This window comes from Gimesia sp., assembly GCF_048262075.1.
In the GTDB taxonomy this organism is placed as follows: Bacteria; Planctomycetota; Planctomycetia; order Planctomycetales; family Planctomycetaceae; genus Gimesia.
The window spans coordinates 54969-73260 of the sequence record NZ_JBLXFK010000009.1 but is presented as its reverse complement, the minus strand read 5'-3'; the positions used below and the strand labels follow the sequence as shown (position 1 = coordinate 73260).

Below are 18292 nucleotides of genomic sequence, written 5' to 3'. Positions count from 1 at the left end.
TGATCACTCCTCCAGTGAATTGTGGCGGGTTTCTTTGATGGTGAGGGTGATACAGAAGGAAATCGCGGCGATGCCGGAGAGGTACCAGGCGATGGAGAGCGGATTTCCGGTCGCATGGACGAGCCAGGCGGCGACCATGGGAGCAGTGCCTCCGAAGATCGCAAACGGAATATTATAGCTCACGCTGGCCGCGCTGACACGGACGCCGCGTTTGAAGAGTTCGGTAATCGTCGCAGGGATGGCACCGGCGAAACAGGCGACGAGTACAGCAAAGCCGATCTGACCGGCGAGGATCATCTGGTAATGCTGGTGGTGCATCAGCCATAGTAGAGGGTAAGAGAATAGTGTCACTCCGGCTGCGCCAAACAGCAGCAATGGTTTGCGACCATATTTATCGGCGAGCATCGCTGCAAACGGAACCATCACCGTTAAAGCAGCCATGCTGATGGTATTGATGTCGAGTGCCTCCGCGCGGGTTTCGCCCACTTCTTCTACCAGCCAGGTGGAGAGATAAATGAAGACCGTATAAAAGGTGACGGCGTTCATCATATTCAGGCCGGCCGACTGCAACAGTTCTTTTTTATGGCTGCCCCAGGCCTGCTTGAGAGGCGAGTAGACTTCCTGCTCTGACAGTTCTTCTGCGATCGGTTGATCGGGGATACCATGCCGGATGAAATAGCCGACGAACGCGACGAGTACGCCAGCAAGGAACGGAATCCGCCAGCCCCACTCCATGAGTTGCTCATTCGTGGTAAACGTATTGATTAACGCGCCGACGGCGGAGCCAAGCAGAATGCCGCAGGTAGCGCCGATCATACTCCATGAACCAAAAAAAGCACGCCGTCCTGCAGGCGCGTGCTCGACGAGGAAGACGAACGAACTGGTATATTCCCCGCCAACCGAAATGCCCTGAATCATGCGGAGTAGAACCATCATGATGGCAGCGTACATACCGATCTGAGCGTGTGTGGGAAGGATGCCCACGAGCATCGTCGGAATCGCCATCATCAACACGGAGAGCGTCAGCGCTTTCTTACGACCAATACGATCGCCGATATGACCGAACAGCACAGCGCCGACCGGTCGCATCAGAAAGCCGGCAGCGAACGCACCGAAGGCGGCGATCAGCGAGACCCGGGGATCTTCCGACGGGAAGAAGAGTTTGCCGATGGTGGGAGCGAAAAATCCATAAACGGCGAAGTCATACCATTCGAGAATATTACCAATAAAGCCGGCTGCCAGGACCCGGATCTTTTTGGTATCCGTTTCTTCAGGTTTCATACTTGGAGCCGCGGTCGACATGGAATTTTTATCCTCTGATGGGATGTGGTGATATCAGGAAGACTGAATGCGTTTGCAGTTTAGGTAATTCGAAATCATGTGGGAATGCGGATTTGGAGAATGCAAAGTGAAACATTACTTTAGCTTACTGATCCGAGACAATTGATAGAATAGAACAGCTGAGATGCCCAGAAGTACCAGGCCGATCAGAAAAGGGATGAGCATCGCAGGGCCTTTTGTGCGTTCTTTCCAGGCCACAATTCGTTGAATGGCTTCGGTTTTACAGTCGAGGCCTTCCAGTTCGAACCGCAGGGCATCTTCGATCATCAGAGGTTGAAGGTAAAAGGCTGCTGGCAGGACACAAAGCTGGAACAGGCCCACCAGAGTCACGACGATGGCACAGTTTCTGAGTGTTACGATACGGGAATCCAGGTTGGATGGTTCCATGCGAGAGCACTTTCGTTTCATTGATCAGGGAAGTTTAATATAGGAACCTTCTCGTTCAACTTCGATGCCTGCATCCTGCAGGGCTTGCAATGACTCGTCAGTTAATACTTTCTCGACACCTCTGACTCGGACCAGTCGAGGCATGTTCAATAGGCTGTAGATAACCTGACTGGTGATTTTTGTATTACCTAAATGCAGATACTGTAAATTGTCCAGTTGCGTCAGATGTTTGATGCCTGCATCTGAGATCGCGGTATTTGTCAGAAAGAGTACATTCAGGTTTTTCATATCGGTAAGGTGGGCCAAGCTCTGGTCAGAAATATCAGTCTCATCCAGGTGGAGTTGTGTCAGCTGAGACAGTTTCGCTGTTTCTCTGATATGTGTGTCGTTAATTGTCGATCCATTCAGATGCAGACTCTGCAGTGATGTCAAATCAGTCAGGTAAGTCAGTTCGCCGGGATCAAACTCTGTAAAATAGAGGGACATAAGGCTGAGTTGGCTCATATTAGACAATTTGCGAAAACAGTCTTTCTCAATGGTTGTTTTAGAGAATTCAATTGATTTCAAAGCGGTGAGTGACGAGACGTGATTTAAATTTGTATTCGCAATATTCATATCTGCCAGACATAAGGAATTCAGCCTTTTCAATTGAGAGATGCCACATAACCGATCCGTCTGAGAATCGAGATTGCGAAGTTTCAGAAAGCGGAGTGATGGAAACTGACTCAGTTCTTTGTAACTGGAGTCAGTCAATGTCACACCTGTTAAATCAAGAGAAACAAGTTCAGGGAACTGTTTCATTGCAGAAAAGCTACGATCAGTAATCCGTGCCGGATGAATTCTGTCTCCCAGTTTCAGCGTGCAAAGAAATGGTTGATGATTCATCGATTCAACAAAGGAGTCGTCGATGGGGCAGGAGTTCGAGCCGGTATAAGAGATATAGGTTATCCTGCTTAAGCTTTCACTGACAGCTAAGGGAATGTAGAAGCAGGCTCCATTATAACAGACATGCTGGTCGAGACGAACTTCACCGCCATGACCGCGAATGGACTCGACGAGCGACTTTGTCTGCCAGCGTTGAGACAGAAAAGGAGCCAGACAGAAGGCAAGAACGATCAGGAGTAGTGCCAGGAATTTGCGTATCGATATCCATGGGAGCAGTTGTTGATATTGACTACGAATATCGGTCATTGTCTGATCCACGACCATGAGCAATTTTTCTGTGGAAATTGTGATTGAATTATAAAGGGCTTCTTTCCGTATGGAATTTTGAAACGTCGATGCCCGCATCGCGAATGTCTTCGATGGTGACGGGGGAGATGCTGGTATTGAATGCTTCAATGGATTCCAACGCTGGAAACTGCAGGAGAATTTGTTTCGCCTGATCGGTGACGCGGGTGTTTGACAGGTTAAGCATTCTGAGTGCCGGTATTTTGCTGAGTTGTCGCAGCCCCTCATCACTGATTTGCGTGTCTGACAAATCCAGATAATCCAGTTTCGGAAGTTGACTCAGAACTTTTAAGCCGGAATCAGTGATCTTTGCTCCTGTCAGGAACAGGGTTTCCAGGTTTTTCATTGTTGCCAGATGTCGGAGCCCCTGATCTGTTATCTGAGACTGGTCTAACCTGAGTTGTGTGATTTGATCCAGTTGGGATAATTGCAAAGCTACGGCATCATTGACTGCAGTTCCCTGCAGATCGAGTTGATAGAGTCTCTTCAGATTCGCCAGTTTGGCGAATGCTGCCGCTTCAATATTCAGATTTCCCAGGCGAAGAGCACGCAGATTCGGGAACTTTGATAATTCCTGCAGTCCTGCACTGCTGACATTGGTGTTACTGAGGTGCAGGTAAACCAGACTGGCATTGGGAGACAGATTCTTCAGTCCCTGATTTGTAAATCGTGTATCAGACAAGTCCAGCATTTTCAATTTCGGGAAAGTGTTCGGAGGGAGTTGATCTCCTGTGATCGCCAGGTGATGCAGTCCGAGGGTTCGTAGCGAATTCATCTCAGCCAGTTCATTCAAGCCATTATCTGTCATGGATCCACCCGTAATACCGAGGTGTCCCAGCTTCTGTTGCTTTAAATATGTAGCTCCCTGATCCGTGATGATGGTTGGATTGTGGGGGTTGCCTAATGTGAGGTTTTGAATGGAGTGCAGATTTCCCAGTTCCAGAAGAAAGTCATCGTCGACCTGAAAGCTACCGGAAGGACGCGTATACACACTGTAGATGTTTCCCCAGAATGCGTGTGTCTGGGGTGAAACCGACCACCAGTCTATCTGGGTGAGTAGACTATTTTTAAATCTTATTTCTCCGTCATGCTGGATTACTTTTTCGGCCAGTTTCATGGCACGCCAGCGTTGCAGGCCTTCCGGGATCAACAGAATGAAAATACTGACGGAAAGAATCAGCCACAAAGTGCGAACACTCAACCCTGACTGTGAAACAATATTTGGTTTTTCGTTCAGTGGTAATTCTTTATGGGCAATCATAGACGGTTCTTCGAAGTTGAGTTCTACTCACCAAATGATGAGTTCGAGTTTGCTATCGAATGGTTTCAGATTCGGATTCTCAGACTGTGTTCCCTCTTCTATCTTTTTGAATAACTGATCCATTGATTCGGACAGATATTGCTCGCGTGGATTGAAGCCTTCAATAGCTAAAGAGGGATTGCGGTGCAGCAGTCGCGCGACCCCGGCCTGGGTGATTTTTGTCTCGCTGATATCCAGGTACTTGAGGCTTCTCATGCGGCTGATGGAATCGATGGTTTTGTCAGAGGCATCGGATTCAGACAGATCCAGTCTGATCACATGATCCAATTCTTCCAACACTGTCAGGTCTGCCTCTGAGATCTCACAAGATCTGAGTTGAACATAAACAATTTTGTGAAACGGCTGTAAGAAGAATTCTTTCAATCGAAAGGTCAACTCCAGGTTTGAAAGCATGGGTGGTATGGGTGATGCTTCGGGACCGCAGTAAATATCCAGGCGGGTGGTGCCACCCAGTTCTTCGATCCGTGCCTGTACTTGAAGGGTACTGTTCGGCTTCAGGAACCAGAAACAGGCCACACAGAGAATGAGTCCGGAGATGATGAAAACTTTTCTCTGATGCCTAAAACAACGGGGCATGGCAGTTTTCCGAAAGGCGATTCACTGGAGAATAGAGATTACATGAATATATTTAACCGTGAAGTCTCCGAATTGAAATTTTCTGTCGGTGTTTCTATTTCGTAGAATCGTGTCTGATATCACGGTTTGAAATTAGTTGAGTCATGATGATGATCACTGCTCTTCATTTTGTTACGGAGTCAGGGCCGGGATGCCGATGGTGCGGCCGTAAGCCTGGCTGAGTTGGTCGACGGTTAAACCATAGGCGCGTTGCAGGCTGTCCTGCCAGGTAAGTCCTTCTTTGATGCCGTTGAAGAAGAGCTTGAACTGTTCCGGGCTGGCTTTGAGCATGAGTTGAATGATCGCGCTGGCGGAGCCGTACTGCCAGCTGTCGAGGCGTTCGTTATTGAAGAACTGTCCGCCGAACGTCTGGACCTGTTTTAAGCGGAGGGCGGCTTCGGTCTGACGGAAGCGGACTTCTTTGGAACTGGGGACGACCATCATGGCAATCCAGTCGGCAATACCTTCGTTGATCCAGGTCGGGATATTGACGGTCGATTTATAGCGATGAATGTATCCGTGCGCGGTTTCGTGGACGAGGACGGCACCGAAGAAGTTGGGGTCATTGCCTCGATAACAGGAGACGATGACTTTTCCATCGCCGTGCGAGTGGCAGAGACCGATGGCGTTGCCGGTTTCCGTGCGGTTGTAAAACTGCTGCTCAAATTCCAGGAATGCGGGTTTCGCGAGAAACGCTACGATCACTGCTTTGCCGCGCCAGATGTTGTGACCGGGTTTAAATCCGAAGGACCGTCCGAGCAGTTCGTTCATTTTGTCGAGTTGCACCAGATAGGGGGCAACCTGATTTGCCGGCATGTCGCTATAAAACAGGAAGTACCTGGTCTCGTATAATTTCATATTGAAGGCGGCATAATGTTTGCCGACTTTTTCCAGGAACTCTTTGTACTCGTCGACATATTTCTGTTGTTCCTCGTCCGGGATCTCTTCCCAGAACTCTTCGTTTGAGGTTCTGAGTTTTTCAGTGATCGCAGCGTTCTTTTTATTGAGATCTTCCAGCATGGCTGCTTTGATGGAGGGCAGGTATTGGAACTGATAGAGTTTGTCGTCGACTTTCATTTCATCCAGGCGTGTGACCAGCAGTCTTTTACTGCGTGTTGCGTTGGGTGCTTTGACTTCGATCGATTTGATCTGGCTCTTGTCGCGGCCGGTTAAGAAGCGGGTGATCTCAACCCCCTGCTCTGCTTTCCCATTGGATGCAGTGATGTCAGCCGTCTTGCCGATCAGCTGTTCGACTTCCTCCGCATTGAGCGCGAATTCCAAGGCAGCAGCTTCAATGGTACTGGCTGGAGTGGCATTGAGACGGGGAGAACGTCTCTGGGCAGATGCCTGATTCGTTGAAACGGTGAGTGCTAACAGCAGCACCAACAGGCTGACGGCCTGCGTGTGAAAAGGGGTTGAATCCGGGCGAGGAACCATCATGAGTACTCGCTTTCTGAGATGTAATAAGAAGATGTGACACTCGAAATCGGGAAACTACTCTTATCGTCTGCCGATCTGGTACAGTTGTCAAGTAGCATCTGATAAGGGAAGGGTAAGATTATGGGATTCAGTGTGATGAACTATTTTAGAGCGCATCACATATTTATAGCGTCTCTCAAGCTAAGATACTCGGATCAAACAGCACTGGAGACGCTACAGTAAAGCTGGGCACCGTCTGGTTGAGGAGGCAGGCAGGAACTACCTCTTCGTACTCAGTGGGCGTTGTGGGTGCTGCCTGTGGAATGGGAGATGAAGAGTAGGATTCCCTACCCGGAAATGGGGAGGAATGCCTGAAATCTTGAGGATTTCAGCAAAACCGTAAAAGTTTTTTTAGGACTTCTAGTACTGGAAAACAGGCACTTCTATGCGAAAATAGCTATCTCCGGGGTGTCATGACAGGAGATTATTGTTCACTCAGCTTGTTTTATTATTGGGGCCGGTTAGAATCGAATCTTGCGGCTGAGCGACCTGAACCAGTTGTTTCGGGAGACGCCGCATTTTTTATTTTTTAGGAATCGGAAAAGAAGATGGCTGAAGGTACAATCAAAAAAGTGACACAAAAGGGATTTGGGTTTATCGACACAGAAAGTGGAAAAGACCTGTTCTTCCACTCGTCTAACCTCGAAGGTGTGTCATTTGAGCAGCTCTACGAAGGGCAACGCGTTTCTTTCACTGAAGGACGTGGCGAAAAAGGACCAAGAGCAGAAAATGTTAAACCTATCTAGTCCTGACTAGAGAATGGTGACATTCAGAAACTCAGAGAAGCCGGCGCAAAAACGCTGGCTTCTTTTTTTATAGCCGTATGATAAAAATCAGCTGCCTGAAATTCTGCTGTCTGAAATCATTATGCCAGGCGCAGTCGCTTTCGGGCGAATTCGAGGGCATCAATCAAAGCGTCTATTTCATCGGTGGTGTTATAGAACGCGAGGCTGGCACGTACGCTGGCAGCGATTTTGAGATGCTGATGCAGGGGCATGGTGCAGTGATGTCCGTGTCGCACAGCGATTCCTTTTCGGTCCAGGAGCGTGGCGAGGTCTTCGGGATGGGCTCCAGAGACGTTAAAGCTGAAGATGGTTCCCCGCTGTACGAGTTCCTGCGGGCCATAAATCTGCAAGCCGGGAACTTCGCGCAACTTCTGTAACGCGTATTCGCCGAGGGCGTGTTCCTGTTCCTGGATCGCGTCAAAGCCCAGCTCTGTAATATATTCGATGGCGGTTCCCAGGGCGATGGCATCGGTGATTGCTGGTGTTCCCGCTTCAAAGCGGGCAGGAAGACTGGCCCAGTGGGATTCTTCGAGATGCACTTCTGAAATCATATTTCCGCCATACAGGAACGGAGGGAGAATTTCCAGTAGTGCTTTGCGGCCATAGAGGACGCCAACGCCTGACGGGCCAAACAGTTTATGGCCTGAAAATGCGAGGAAATCGATCTCGCTGTTGATGACATCGACCGGTTGATGGGGAACGCTTTGTGCGCCGTCGACAAAAATCAGCGCGCCGGCTTCATGGGCTTTTTGCGCCATTTCAGAGATGGGGTTAATCGTTCCCAGAACATTTGACATGCCTGTGACGGCGACGAGTTTTGTTTTGGATGTGAGTAGACTTTGATAATGTTCGAGGTCAAGGCGTCCGTCGGGTGTCAACTGGATGAACTTGAGGATGGCACCACGCTCTCTGGCGATCGCCTGCCAGGGCACGAAGTTCGCATGGTGTTCCATTTCATTGAGAATGATCTCATCACCACCTTTAAGGAAGTGGCGGCCCCATGTCTGGGCAATCAGGTTGATTGACATGGTTGTCCCTGAAGTGAAGATGATTTCTTCGGGGGCTGCCGCGCCGATGAAAGACTGGATCCGGGTGCGGGCCGCTTCCATTTCCGTGGTGACACGGTCTCCCAGTTGATGGACGCCGCGGTGCACGTTGGAATAATACTGCTCATAAACTTCAGTGATTTTGTTGATCACAGAACGGGGACGCTGCGCGGATGCACCACTGTCGAGATAGACAAGTGGCTGCCCGTTGGGGAGGTTCTGATTCAGAATCGGGAAATCATCCCGAATGGATGTGAGATTGGCGACCATTGCTGCCTGCTTCAGAGTGATAAATACAAATGAGGTTGTTCATCAGGAATTTTAACACGAATTCAGCTAATGAAAAGGGAGCCGTCTAAAAGCGGTTTTGTGGCTGCGTTCAGTAACATTAGACACGGCAAGACTTTGTTACTGGCTAAGACACTGTGTCCGTAAGTGAAGTTCGCCGGATGCCGATCGAGACTGTTGAGTGTTCATCTCAACGATCTGGATTCTTTCCTTAAAATGTGAGACAGCCGACTGAGCAGATTGAGCAGAGAAAAAAATTGGATATTGAGCAGGAGACGATAATGATGTTGAGTTTTGTGGATAATAGAGGATTATTTTCGGATCACCATGAGGATGCAATGTTTATTTTATGCTTGAAACTGGTGCAAGTATGGTGAGCTTTTGGTGATGAAAAGGCACACTGTGGCGAATTGTTGTCGTGAAAATGGCGTTTTGCGCTTCATGAATACTGAAAATTCGGAATGGTTTTATCGCATTATTATTCAGATTTGTCTGCCGCCCGTGGGTTTCATACTGGTGGTTTCGCCAGGTGGAATTACTGGCAGTGTGTAAAAAAACGTGTTTTCACGCATAGACAATAAAAAAAGCCCTGTGAACAGGGCTGGAGTTTAGAGTCTTCGGGACTGAGCTTCCAGGTTGTCAGTTTCACCGATTTATTTTTTAGGAACGAGGCGTTGTGCTTTCGAGATGCGATAACAGGGTTTGCCCATCCGGTCCTGTTTTGAGCCATCGATAGAGCCATCGAGGAGTACGACATCGCCGTTAGTAAAGCGATTCAGTTGACCTTGATCGATGAGTACGATGTTACCACCAAATTTATCAGATTTTTCGGGAGTGGCATTGTAGGTGATGTTCCAGGATTTTTCCTGTTCATCAAATTCGATGATTCCCCGTAACCAGCGGTAGTTTTGTTTATCATAATTAAAGGGAGAGGGGGATTGCTGGTCGGTACTGGCAGGAAGATCGAATGAAGCAGGTTGAAATCTGGCTGGTTTCATAAAGGAATCGTCTCTGACCAGTTGAGGTCCTGAGGCGGCTCTCTGGTGATCGGCGTGACTGACTTGTCCTGTTGCTGGATTCATTGTCGAACTGTTATTTGGTCCGAAGATATCATCGCCACTGTCGTTACCTGGAAACGGTTTGATGGGAGGTTGAAATTCCTGGCTGCTGTCGTTGGAATTCTGGTTAAAAGCATCATCAGCGGGCATGGAATTGGCTTCGAATTTATTTGGATTCGCACCGAAGGCATCATCGCTGCTCTCGAAACTCTGCTGCTCAACCGGGTTCTGAGGTTGTATGGGATTGGGAACACTGAAGCCCTGATTTGATTCAAATTCATCTTTTGGTTGCTGGAACTGATCAGGTTGTTCGAACTGGCTGGGTTGGTTGTTTTGAAACTGATCGCCGCCACTGGGACCGAACTGGTCATTCATCTGAATGGAAGAGCCTGCAGATGATTTTGGTGTCGAATTGCTTTCGAAGGTATCTCCGGAATCTCCCGGGAATGCGTTGTTGCCGGGAGCAGGATTACTGTTGCCGGGAAATTCGTTATTCAATGGCTGATTATTTGGTTGAATCTGGTTGGGGTCCTGATAGCTGGGGACCGTCTGGTTGTTCGGAAGGTTATTATTGATACCACTGCCGGGATTGAGGCTTCGTCCAGATGCGGTCGAGTTGGCATCGAAGGGCGTTGCTGCCCCGGGATTACTGTTAATGGGCTGCTTCCACTGAGTGTCGACGCCATCGTAGTTTGTATTATTGGTATTTCCTGGAAACGCGTCGCTGTAAGCTTGTGAATTAGGGGAGGGTAGCGATCCCTGGGGTGGCGGGACCGGTTGGCCCAGTTCTGGTTGCACGGGATAACTGCCAGGGGGCATGTTGCCGGGCATGACGGTTCCAGGGGCCATTTCGTAAGGACCAGGGGCTCCATAAGGGCCAGGATAGGTTCCACCATAAGGATACTGATGATGGGAATAGCATCCGGTGAAAACGCAACTCAGAAGCGCGCACCAGCTCATATTGAAAAGATAACGTGTCGACATGATAGGGTCCTTAAAGTTCCAAATACTTTCCCGGAAGAGACTGGTCATCTGCAGATAAGGGAAAAATCTATGGACGGGATGCCTGCTGAAAACAGGATTTCGGGAGTTTTTGCATCACATGCAGTGGGGATTGATGTGAATCGTCTCTGCGGGGAGACAGCTACAAAAACGGTCTTGTTTCCAGTAAGCGAGCGGGATTTTAGGGAATCTTGAATATGTGTCTATACCGAAACCGCGATTCTGATTCTTCCTCTGGAAAAGTTGAGAAGAAAATCAGGTATCCGGCTTACTTTGCGTTTGGTTTTTGTAATCTTTACAATAAACCCCAGAGTATTTGAACAGATTCCATCACTGATTAAAGAGTTCGTATGCCGTCTCCCCGCTTGAAGCTTCCTGTGATACAGAACTGGAACTGCCATAATTGTGGTGGTTGCTGCAAACAACATGAGATTGAGATCACAGTTGAGGAAAAAGAACGAATTGAAAAGCAGCGCTGGGATCTGGATGAATCGATCCCCGCGGGCCAACCGGTGATTGAGAAGTTGGGGCTGTCGCCGACGAGCAAGCGATATCGACTGGCTCACCAGGAGGATGGTTCCTGCGTGTTTCTGAATGAACAGGGGTTGTGTCGCATTCATGCGAAGTTTGGAGAACCTGCGAAACCTCTGGCCTGTCAGGTCTATCCGTATGCCTTTCATCCGGCGGGCAATGATGTGGCTGTCAGCCTGCGATTCAGTTGTCCTTCTGTGGTTTCGAATCTGGGGCAACGGGTTGATCAGCAGGAGCCTGCCATTCGGAAGATTGTGAACCAGGTGCTCCCTAAACGTCGCAAGACTCCTCCTGCACCCCGGCTGACTTCCCGAGAAGCCTTGAGCTGGCCGGATACCCTGAAAGTGACTGCAAAATTAAATCAGTTTTTTGAATCAAATGAGGCACCCTTTCAAATTTGTCTGCTGCGTGCGCTCAACTTTGTAGACCTGATTGAATATTCTCGATTCGAGACCATTCGAGATGAGCGACTGGAAGAGTTCCTGGAACTGATTTTTCAGGCAACCCTGCAGGAATTACCTGCCGACCTGGAGGTGGAGCGGATTGCTCCCAGTCGACTGGGGGGGATCCAGTTTCGACTTCTGGCAGCGCAATATGCCCGAAAAGATACGTATGCGGAATCGGCTCGTGGTTTGGGGCGACGTATCACTTTACTGCATTCCGCATTAAAATTCGCCATCGGAAAAGGGCAGATTCCCTGTCTGCAGGAACGATTTCATTCTGTTGCATTCTCGCAGGTAGAACCGCCTTTTGGTGGCTTACCACCGGAAAGCGTGAAATTATTTTTCCGATATTATCGTGTCAAAATTGAAGGCCTGCATTTTCTAGGCGCTGCCTACTATGACATTCCCTTCGCGGAGGGGTTTAATCATCTGGCATTAATGTTTCCAGCGATCATATGGATTGCCCGCTGGATTGCTGCGGGAGAAGGAAGAACCAGCTTGAAACCGGAAGACGTGGATGAAGCGATGTCGATTGCCGATCATCATCACGGCTACTCTCCCGTGTTTGGACAGCCTCATTTTCGAAGCAGGGTTAAAACCCTGTCCCGATCTCAAGATATCAGAAAACTGATCAACTGGTATTGTTTATAACCAAGTCCGCCTGTCCATTCAGGAATCTCAGTAAAGTTCAACGCCTTTCCAGAAGGCGATTCGGTTTTTGAGCGCTCCATACTCTTTTTGCGGATCCAGGTAGTACCAGGCGGCATCGCGATTCACTTTATCTTTGACCACCACATCATAGAAGAATGCTTTCCCTTTCTGGGGGCTGGTAGAGGTGGAAGAGCTTTTCTTAAGAAAACTACTGTTAACGGACTCAAGTGGAAAGTACACATCTCCGTCAACTGTTACCGTATCATCGGAATCTACGAGGATCGCCTCATTCCAGATCGCTTTGGGCACACCTTGCTCCTCATCGCTAAGTATTTACTAAGTGACTTAATTAACGAAATGAGAATGGTTTAGAATGAGGTTGCCCACAAACATCCTAGACAAGTTTTACTTGAATACCATCAATTTTTTTAAAAAAAGATCTCTTTATCGAAATCAACTCCGCCCGGTCAAATCAATTATGGCGCGTCTGAGAAATTCAGGACTCCGGACTGGTGTCGTCAGGAACTCCTCGAGGACTGTAGGAAATGATCCCGAGCTCCCATTGCTTGCGTTTGAACATGTTTTCAGAGTTCAAAGTATGGATAAATGAAGCATCTTTTCGCTGATAGGAGATCAGCCCGCCATCCTCAAGTTCAACGACAAAGATCAGTTCCTGCTGATGTGCGGAAGGGTACTGTTTGATTTCAATCTCTGCTGCATCCACCAAATCTGTGATGGACCTGGGAGGCTCTGTTTGACTGAGTGTAAACCGTCCATTGGTATTGGGAATCTGTTCCCATTGGAAGCGTTTCAGCAAGTCTTCGATTTTCATACTGATTTTTGTTGTTAGCTGGAGAAGTTGATTGAGACGAGGAATCATTTAAAACAGGTGAGTCTTAAGTCTATAGAGATGTGTCTGAAATTTAAAGGAGGAGGAGATAGTGTGAGCCAGAGTCTTGTGTCCAGTTATACTGTCATATTTTCAGAAACATTGGGGCCGCGTATAATGGATTGAGAGACGCTATGTTTCAGTCTGATGCGCACTTGTAGAAAAGACGATCTATAAAAAAAAATGATGTTTCTCAAAAAGAGAGACACCATTTTTAAATATTCTCAATTGCTAGCTCAAATGATCAGATTATTTAAATTTCTGAACTTCAATCGTAAGTTTCAAAACAAATTGTCTTGTGAAGTCCGTCCGAGGGAATAATTCCCTCGGACTTGACGTTCACGATTATTGAAGCTGCCCTTCGGACCTGATAGGCCAATCCCGTAGTGTAGGGATTACAGAAATCCTCAAATCTGACTAGTTGCAGCAAGACTTGGGAGAAGGAGCACAGCAAGTTGGTTTAGGAGCTGGAGCACAGCAGGTTGGAGCTGGTGCACAGCAGCTTCTCTTAACTTTGCAGCACTTAACCTTTACTTTGCAGCAACGGTCTTTGCAACGGTTGAACATTTTACCGCAACGATCTTTACATCCTCGCAGGAAAGATCCTTTGAAGAGCTTCTTGTGACCGCAGCAGGAATCACATGTGTTGCAGCAAGACTTAGGAGCTGGTGCACAGCAGGTCTTGGGAGCTGGAGCACAGCAAGTTTTAGGAGCTGGGGCACAGCAGGTCTTTGGTGCAGGAGCACAGCATTTTGGAGCTGGTGCACAGCACTTAGGAGCTGGAGCACAGCAGGTTTTAGGAGCTGGGGCACAGCATGTTGGTTTAGGGGCAGGAGCACAGCATCCTTTACCCAGGAAGCCAGCAGCTTCAGCATTAACACCAGCACAACAAACAACCGCTAAAGCGGCAACATAACTTAACAATTTCATTTAGGCAATCTCCAAGGATTCGCTTCGTGGACGGTAGTGAGGTACTCTATCAGTGTTGATTCAGATGAGGTTTTCCGATCAACCTGGGAGTCCAAATCCTCACGTAATTAAAAAGGTAAACCTGTTTATTTTTTCGGTCAGATATCTCAGGAAGTCCTTGAAGAAACACGAAATTGTCCACTCTCCCCTCAAAGTGGGTCCTGAAAATTCGCTTATATCGATTATGACGGCCATGGATTCAGTGCTGTAATGGATTGTCGATTTTCAATTACAATTCGGACTGTAGTTGAGTGTTGATTTGTATATTTTCCCTGTTGGTGCCCCTGAGGATTCAGAGACTGTTCATTGAATTCTGAAAAAAATAGATCAGCCTGCGAATCCTGAGGCTGCATATGAGTTGTAATCAAAGCGGGGGTGTATACGATTGTGTTAGAGACTGGCAGTCTGCGATCAACTGCGGCAGTTGACATGGTCTAATGTTCAATGTGACGGGAGCTTTATGAGAAAAGTGTTTGTTCTAGAGGAGCGGGCACACATTGTTTCTGAGCTGCAATGGCAGTTTGAAGGTGAAATCGACTGGCAGATTCGTGGGTTTTCTGCTGAGCTTGATCTATTTCAGCTTGTGCTGCGGGAGAATTCAGAAGAATTCCTGGTCATTCTTGATTTAAGTGTTGGTAAACAGGTCTGTCTACAGTTTTTACAAAGGTTCATGGGATCTCGTGGTTCTTTTCCGGTGATCGTATTTTCAGAAGACCCAAAGCTGAATCTGGAATGGGCTTTACGGGAATTGGGTGTCTTTCATTTACAATTGGGAAGCCTGGAGCCAGAGCGAATTGCGAAGATCTGCCGCTGGCATTTTGATCTGCAGAGGCCAGAGCAATTAACTCCTTTACAGATTAATCAGCGATCCATTTAAAAACCTGATACGAGCCCGGTCGGCGTTTCAGACAACTGGATCAGATTCTCAGACGAGCATCAAAATGTTCCGGCCACCCCTTCAACAGATATTGATAAAATCCAAGGAAAGCAGAATAAGCTGATGGCGAATGCTGAATTGAATGAAGCAAATCTTAAGAGTTGTCTTTTTTCCGTAATAGATCCCGTATTTGAAAAAACACTGTCTGTGTCCGGATTTTTAAAATCTGTCACAGCAGATGATTCATCCCGGGTTGCAGTTGAGATTGAACTGCCAGTTCCTTCGTACCCGAAGGAGTCTGAACTGTCGGAGTTAATTCAAGCGACGATCCAGCAGGCGTTTCCTGAATGTCAGGATGTCAGCATTAAGTACAGTGTTAACATTCGTGGCAAACAGTCTGGTGGTCGTATCGGGCTCAATGTGAAAAATATCATCGCGGTTGGCGCTGGCAAAGGTGGAGTTGGTAAGAGTACGGTCGCTGCAAGCCTGGCGTATGCTCTACAACAGTTTGGCGCTCGGGTTGGGCTGGTCGATGCTGACGTGTATGGTCCCAGCATACCGCATCTGGTAGGAACCAGTGAAAAGCCAGTTGCCCAGGAGTTTCACAATAAAGACGGGCAGCCAGTCACCCGCATTGTTCCCGTTGAAGCCAGGGGCCTGAAAGTCATGTCGATGGCATTCTTTGTGGAACCTGATCAGGCAGTGATCTGGCGCGGGCCGATGCTGCATAAGGCGATTACGCAGTTCCTGCAGGATACTGAGTGGGGAGAACTGGATTATCTGATTATTGATATGCCACCGGGGACGGGAGATGTCTCACTCACTCTGTCTCAGTTGATTGACCTGGCAGGTGCCGTTGTGGTCTGTTCTCCGCAAAAAGTTGCCTTACTGGATGCTGTCAAAGCCGTCCAGATGTTTCGACAGGTGAAGATTCCTGTACTGGGAATTGTCGAAAATATGTCGGGAGATATTTTTGGACGTGGGGGAGCCCAGGAGAAGGGAAAAGAATTGCAGATACCCTGTTTGGGTGAAATCCCCATGAATGCAGAGATTCGTGAAAAATCTGATTCGGGTAATATTTCTGAATTGTTGACAGGGGGTCTTGAGTCGCAAGAGTATCTACTGAAGGTCGCAGAAAATACTGCGATTGAAATTGCCCGCACACTGATCGAAAAACCTTCGAGACCCCCATTGGAAATACTATAGTTTAAAGATGGATGTTGGATTGGCTGAATTATGCCTGTCTGGCTTCTACAATTCGCTCACTTGCTATAAATGTTAAAAATAAAATGTCCTCGCAACAGAACTCTACAACAGCAGATATAACTCAGAACATGATTACCATTAACGAACTGATAGAGGAGTTTGAATTTCTTCACGACTGGGAAGAACGCTGTGACTTTCTGATCGATCTGGGATTTGAACTTCCTGCCATGCCCGCGTCTGAAAAGACAGAAGCGAACCGGGTGCATGGTTGTCAGAGTATGGTCTGGCTGACTACAGAACTGAAAAAAGCAGAAGGCCAGAAGGTACTACATATTAATGCAGACAGTGATGCGTTGATTGTGAAAGGACTGATTGCAGTCCTACTGGCGATTTATAATGATAAAACTCCAGAAGAGATTCTGAAGACAGATGTCAGGCAGTATTTCTCACAACTCCAACTGGATAAGTATTTGAGCTCCCAACGCAAAAATGGACTGTTTGGAATGGTGGAACGTGTCCAGAGTGAAGCAAAACAGGTTGCTGAAGAAAACTGATCCAGGTGCTCAGGCCGCTGGCATCACGGTTTACTCTTATCGTCGTTCACTGGAAGTTTGAGTTTTTCGAAATGAAACCTGATCGGTGCAGCGGTGATCAGAGTGGGGGCGAGATAAGTGAATCGCAGGTTATTCTGTTGCAGGGGCAGGTCTTTAAATTGATATGAAACCCCGGTTTTACCAGCGCTTTCCAGCGTCGTATGTGAAGCGCCGTTGAGCCAGTACTTCTGCCCCGCTGGGTTTTCCAGGTACGCCCGGTTGTGATAGATCCAGGTGCGGTGAGATTCAAATGCAGGGCCACCGTAGTCGTAACTCAGGGCGATCCTCACATTTAATGTCTGACTGGTGGGGAGTTTTTTTTGCTCGACATGGATGAGTTCAACAGATACATTTCCCCGTCGCCGAATTGCGCCCTCTGATTGATTTAGATTATCAAACGAAATCGGCAGTGTTTCCGCGGCGAGTTCCATTTGTAATGTTCCCTGGATATCGAACGTCGAACTCTTCTGCTCGCTGTCGAGGATCCAGGTCATTGTAAAATTGACGTTCTTCCCCCCCTCCCCCAGGGGGAGTTCCAGTTTTGCCTGTGGAGTGAATGGAGAGAGCTTAGATGCTTGACTGGTACTGCAATGGATCTCTTCGGCTGCATAGCTCAGAAACAGAGGTCGCAGTCGGGGTTCGACTTCGACTTGAAATTTGACAGACAGTAACTCTTTATTCGAACTTCCTCGCAAGGGGCGGCTTTTAAGATCCAAAACGGTAATTCTGAATGGGCCATCATAATAAACATGTAGAGCTTTGGAGGATCGAGAGGAATTATCTGCAGCACTTTGCTGGAACTGCATTGAGTCGCTGGCCCCATCAAACTGATATGTGAAAGGCCGTTTATGACTCAACTCATCGATGGCTTGCCAGAAGGGAGTTTTTTCGAATTCAACCTGGATATTTTGATCAAGGAATTCAGCTGTTAGATTCTTCAGATCTAGCGGGTTACCGGACTGTGTGGAAATTTGCTGCAGAACCGTATTGAAGGGGTAGTCCCCTTTGATAGTAACCAGTGAGGCGTGTATTGAATCTCGGGCGGCCTGTTTTTCTATCTGGAGTTTTACGCGTATTAGCGCTTCCCGTACCGAAGGGGTCGTCACTAGTTCGGGGGGAGGGAGCTGAGCGAGTACAGGTTTTCCCAGATCAATCAGCTTACGTTCCGCCTGCTCTCTGACTTGTCGCTGGTTGGCATCCAGTTGAGAGATCAGCGTTTCCACCTGATGTTTCAGATCGGTCTGTTTCTGAACCGGGTTCGGGTCAGCTGCACTCACATTCAGTTGGCCGCAGACCAGAGCCAGTATCGTAATTGCCGTGTGTAGTAACAGGCGTGGCACCATTAGATCCTGTTCAGATTCAAAAGGGATTCAGGAAAAATTCGACATGCTTCTCTTTTATATTGTAGCTATTGAATGTGACAGGAAAATACCCCGAGGTTTCCGCTTCACCAATTAATCTATTGATTATAACCGTTATGTTCCCTGTCATCCAACGCCCTGATCGGACTCCGATTCTGATTTGAGAAGCCGGACACACAAACAGCGGTTAAACTATCTATAGAGATTCTCCTCCAAAAAC

17 protein-coding genes are annotated in these 18292 nt (G+C 47.9%); 5 read left to right on the top strand and 12 right to left on the bottom strand.

What is annotated here, in order from left to right:
• Positions 1–3 precede the first annotated feature (3 nt).
• The 6 genes from ACN0YH_RS17760 to ACN0YH_RS17735 form a co-directional block, all read right to left on the bottom strand.
• The gene (locus tag ACN0YH_RS17760; protein ID WP_417380925.1) at positions 4–1302 is read right to left on the bottom strand and encodes an MFS transporter; all 1299 of its coding nucleotides are present in this window, start codon (positions 1300–1302) and stop codon (positions 4–6) included.
• 114 nt (positions 1303–1416) lie between these two features.
• Positions 1417–1728: a hypothetical protein gene (locus ACN0YH_RS17755; protein ID WP_417380924.1), complete on the bottom strand. Its 312-nt coding sequence runs from the start codon at positions 1726–1728 to the stop codon at positions 1417–1419.
• 24 nt (positions 1729–1752) lie between these two features.
• On the bottom strand, positions 1753–2919 hold the full coding sequence (locus tag ACN0YH_RS17750; RefSeq protein WP_417380923.1) for a leucine-rich repeat domain-containing protein: 1167 nt from the start codon (positions 2917–2919) through the stop codon (positions 1753–1755).
• 49 nt (positions 2920–2968) lie between these two features.
• Positions 2969–4219 carry a leucine-rich repeat domain-containing protein gene (locus ACN0YH_RS17745; RefSeq protein ID WP_417380922.1) on the bottom strand — a complete coding sequence of 417 codons (1251 nt, stop codon included), beginning with the start codon at positions 4217–4219 and terminating at the stop codon, positions 2969–2971.
• A 27-nt stretch (positions 4220–4246) separates the two neighbouring features.
• A complete protein-coding gene (locus ACN0YH_RS17740; protein ID WP_417380921.1) occupies positions 4247–4855 on the bottom strand; it encodes a hypothetical protein in 609 nt (202 codons plus the stop codon).
• 171 nt (positions 4856–5026) lie between these two features.
• A complete protein-coding gene (locus tag ACN0YH_RS17735) occupies positions 5027–6334 on the bottom strand; it encodes a hypothetical protein (protein ID WP_417380920.1) in 1308 nt (435 codons plus the stop codon).
• A 587-nt stretch (positions 6335–6921) separates the two neighbouring features.
• On the opposite strand from ACN0YH_RS17735, the gene ACN0YH_RS17730 reads away from it, so the two are divergent.
• Entirely contained in the window at positions 6922–7119 is a 198-nt protein-coding gene (locus tag ACN0YH_RS17730) for a cold-shock protein (protein ID WP_002647116.1), read from the top strand.
• A gap of 119 nt (positions 7120–7238) precedes the next feature.
• Here ACN0YH_RS17730 and ACN0YH_RS17725 read toward each other — a convergent pair whose 3' ends face one another.
• Both ACN0YH_RS17725 and ACN0YH_RS17720 read right to left on the bottom strand, forming a co-directional pair.
• Entirely contained in the window at positions 7239–8474 is a 1236-nt protein-coding gene (locus ACN0YH_RS17725; RefSeq protein WP_417380919.1) for a cysteine desulfurase, read from the bottom strand.
• A 671-nt stretch (positions 8475–9145) separates the two neighbouring features.
• The gene (locus ACN0YH_RS17720; RefSeq protein ID WP_417380918.1) at positions 9146–10534 is read right to left on the bottom strand and encodes a hypothetical protein; all 1389 of its coding nucleotides are present in this window, start codon (positions 10532–10534) and stop codon (positions 9146–9148) included.
• A gap of 368 nt (positions 10535–10902) precedes the next feature.
• On the opposite strand from ACN0YH_RS17720, the gene ACN0YH_RS17715 reads away from it, so the two are divergent.
• Positions 10903–12177: a YkgJ family cysteine cluster protein gene (locus tag ACN0YH_RS17715; RefSeq protein ID WP_417380917.1), complete on the top strand. Its 1275-nt coding sequence runs from the start codon at positions 10903–10905 to the stop codon at positions 12175–12177.
• Positions 12178–12204: 27 nt separating this feature from the next.
• Here ACN0YH_RS17715 and ACN0YH_RS17710 read toward each other — a convergent pair whose 3' ends face one another.
• From ACN0YH_RS17710 to ACN0YH_RS17700, 3 genes are all read right to left on the bottom strand, one after another.
• Positions 12205–12486 carry a DUF427 domain-containing protein gene (locus tag ACN0YH_RS17710; protein ID WP_417380916.1) on the bottom strand — a complete coding sequence of 94 codons (282 nt, stop codon included), beginning with the start codon at positions 12484–12486 and terminating at the stop codon, positions 12205–12207.
• A 187-nt stretch (positions 12487–12673) separates the two neighbouring features.
• Positions 12674–13009, bottom strand: a complete 336-nt coding sequence (locus ACN0YH_RS17705; protein ID WP_417380915.1) for a hypothetical protein — start codon at positions 13007–13009, stop codon at positions 12674–12676.
• A gap of 587 nt (positions 13010–13596) precedes the next feature.
• Positions 13597–13941 (bottom strand): hypothetical protein, encoded by a 345-nt coding sequence (locus tag ACN0YH_RS17700; RefSeq protein WP_417380914.1) that lies wholly within the window; start codon positions 13939–13941, stop codon positions 13597–13599.
• A 554-nt stretch (positions 13942–14495) separates the two neighbouring features.
• Between ACN0YH_RS17700 and ACN0YH_RS17695 the strand changes: the two genes are divergently transcribed.
• From ACN0YH_RS17695 to ACN0YH_RS17685, 3 genes are all read left to right on the top strand, one after another.
• Positions 14496–14912: a hypothetical protein gene (locus ACN0YH_RS17695; protein WP_417380913.1), complete on the top strand. Its 417-nt coding sequence runs from the start codon at positions 14496–14498 to the stop codon at positions 14910–14912.
• Positions 14913–15035: 123 nt separating this feature from the next.
• Positions 15036–16118 carry an Mrp/NBP35 family ATP-binding protein gene (locus ACN0YH_RS17690; RefSeq protein ID WP_417380912.1) on the top strand — a complete coding sequence of 361 codons (1083 nt, stop codon included), beginning with the start codon at positions 15036–15038 and terminating at the stop codon, positions 16116–16118.
• 128 nt (positions 16119–16246) lie between these two features.
• Positions 16247–16672 (top strand): SufE family protein, encoded by a 426-nt coding sequence (locus ACN0YH_RS17685; protein WP_417380911.1) that lies wholly within the window; start codon positions 16247–16249, stop codon positions 16670–16672.
• Between the two features lie 23 nt (positions 16673–16695).
• Here the strand turns inward: ACN0YH_RS17685 and ACN0YH_RS17680 are convergent, their stop codons facing one another.
• Positions 16696–18054: a hypothetical protein gene (locus tag ACN0YH_RS17680; RefSeq protein WP_417380910.1), complete on the bottom strand. Its 1359-nt coding sequence runs from the start codon at positions 18052–18054 to the stop codon at positions 16696–16698.
• Positions 18055–18292: the final 238 nt, after the last annotated feature.

Excerpts from the sequence above, each read along its gene's own strand:
- ACN0YH_RS17760 (WP_417380925.1), bottom strand. The coding sequence starts at position 1,302 with ATGTCGACCGCGGCTCCAAGTATGAAACCTGAAGAAACGGATACCAAA.
- ACN0YH_RS17755 (WP_417380924.1), bottom strand. The coding sequence starts at position 1,728 with ATGGAACCATCCAACCTGGATTCCCGTATCGTAACACTCAGAAACTGT.
- ACN0YH_RS17750 (WP_417380923.1), bottom strand. The coding sequence starts at position 2,919 with ATGACCGATATTCGTAGTCAATATCAACAACTGCTCCCATGGATATCG.
- ACN0YH_RS17745 (WP_417380922.1), bottom strand. The coding sequence starts at position 4,219 with ATGATTGCCCATAAAGAATTACCACTGAACGAAAAACCAAATATTGTT.
- ACN0YH_RS17740 (WP_417380921.1), bottom strand. The coding sequence starts at position 4,855 with ATGCCCCGTTGTTTTAGGCATCAGAGAAAAGTTTTCATCATCTCCGGA.
- ACN0YH_RS17735 (WP_417380920.1), bottom strand. The coding sequence starts at position 6,334 with ATGATGGTTCCTCGCCCGGATTCAACCCCTTTTCACACGCAGGCCGTC.
- ACN0YH_RS17730 (WP_002647116.1), top strand. The coding sequence starts at position 6,922 with ATGGCTGAAGGTACAATCAAAAAAGTGACACAAAAGGGATTTGGGTTT.
- ACN0YH_RS17725 (WP_417380919.1), bottom strand. The coding sequence starts at position 8,474 with ATGGTCGCCAATCTCACATCCATTCGGGATGATTTCCCGATTCTGAAT.
- ACN0YH_RS17720 (WP_417380918.1), bottom strand. The coding sequence starts at position 10,534 with ATGTCGACACGTTATCTTTTCAATATGAGCTGGTGCGCGCTTCTGAGT.
- ACN0YH_RS17715 (WP_417380917.1), top strand. The coding sequence starts at position 10,903 with ATGCCGTCTCCCCGCTTGAAGCTTCCTGTGATACAGAACTGGAACTGC.
- ACN0YH_RS17705 (WP_417380915.1), bottom strand. The coding sequence starts at position 13,009 with ATGAAAATCGAAGACTTGCTGAAACGCTTCCAATGGGAACAGATTCCC.
- ACN0YH_RS17700 (WP_417380914.1), bottom strand. The coding sequence starts at position 13,941 with ATGCTGAAGCTGCTGGCTTCCTGGGTAAAGGATGCTGTGCTCCTGCCC.
- ACN0YH_RS17695 (WP_417380913.1), top strand. The coding sequence starts at position 14,496 with ATGAGAAAAGTGTTTGTTCTAGAGGAGCGGGCACACATTGTTTCTGAG.
- ACN0YH_RS17690 (WP_417380912.1), top strand. The coding sequence starts at position 15,036 with ATGGCGAATGCTGAATTGAATGAAGCAAATCTTAAGAGTTGTCTTTTT.
- ACN0YH_RS17685 (WP_417380911.1), top strand. The coding sequence starts at position 16,247 with ATGATTACCATTAACGAACTGATAGAGGAGTTTGAATTTCTTCACGAC.
- ACN0YH_RS17680 (WP_417380910.1), bottom strand. The coding sequence starts at position 18,054 with ATGGTGCCACGCCTGTTACTACACACGGCAATTACGATACTGGCTCTG.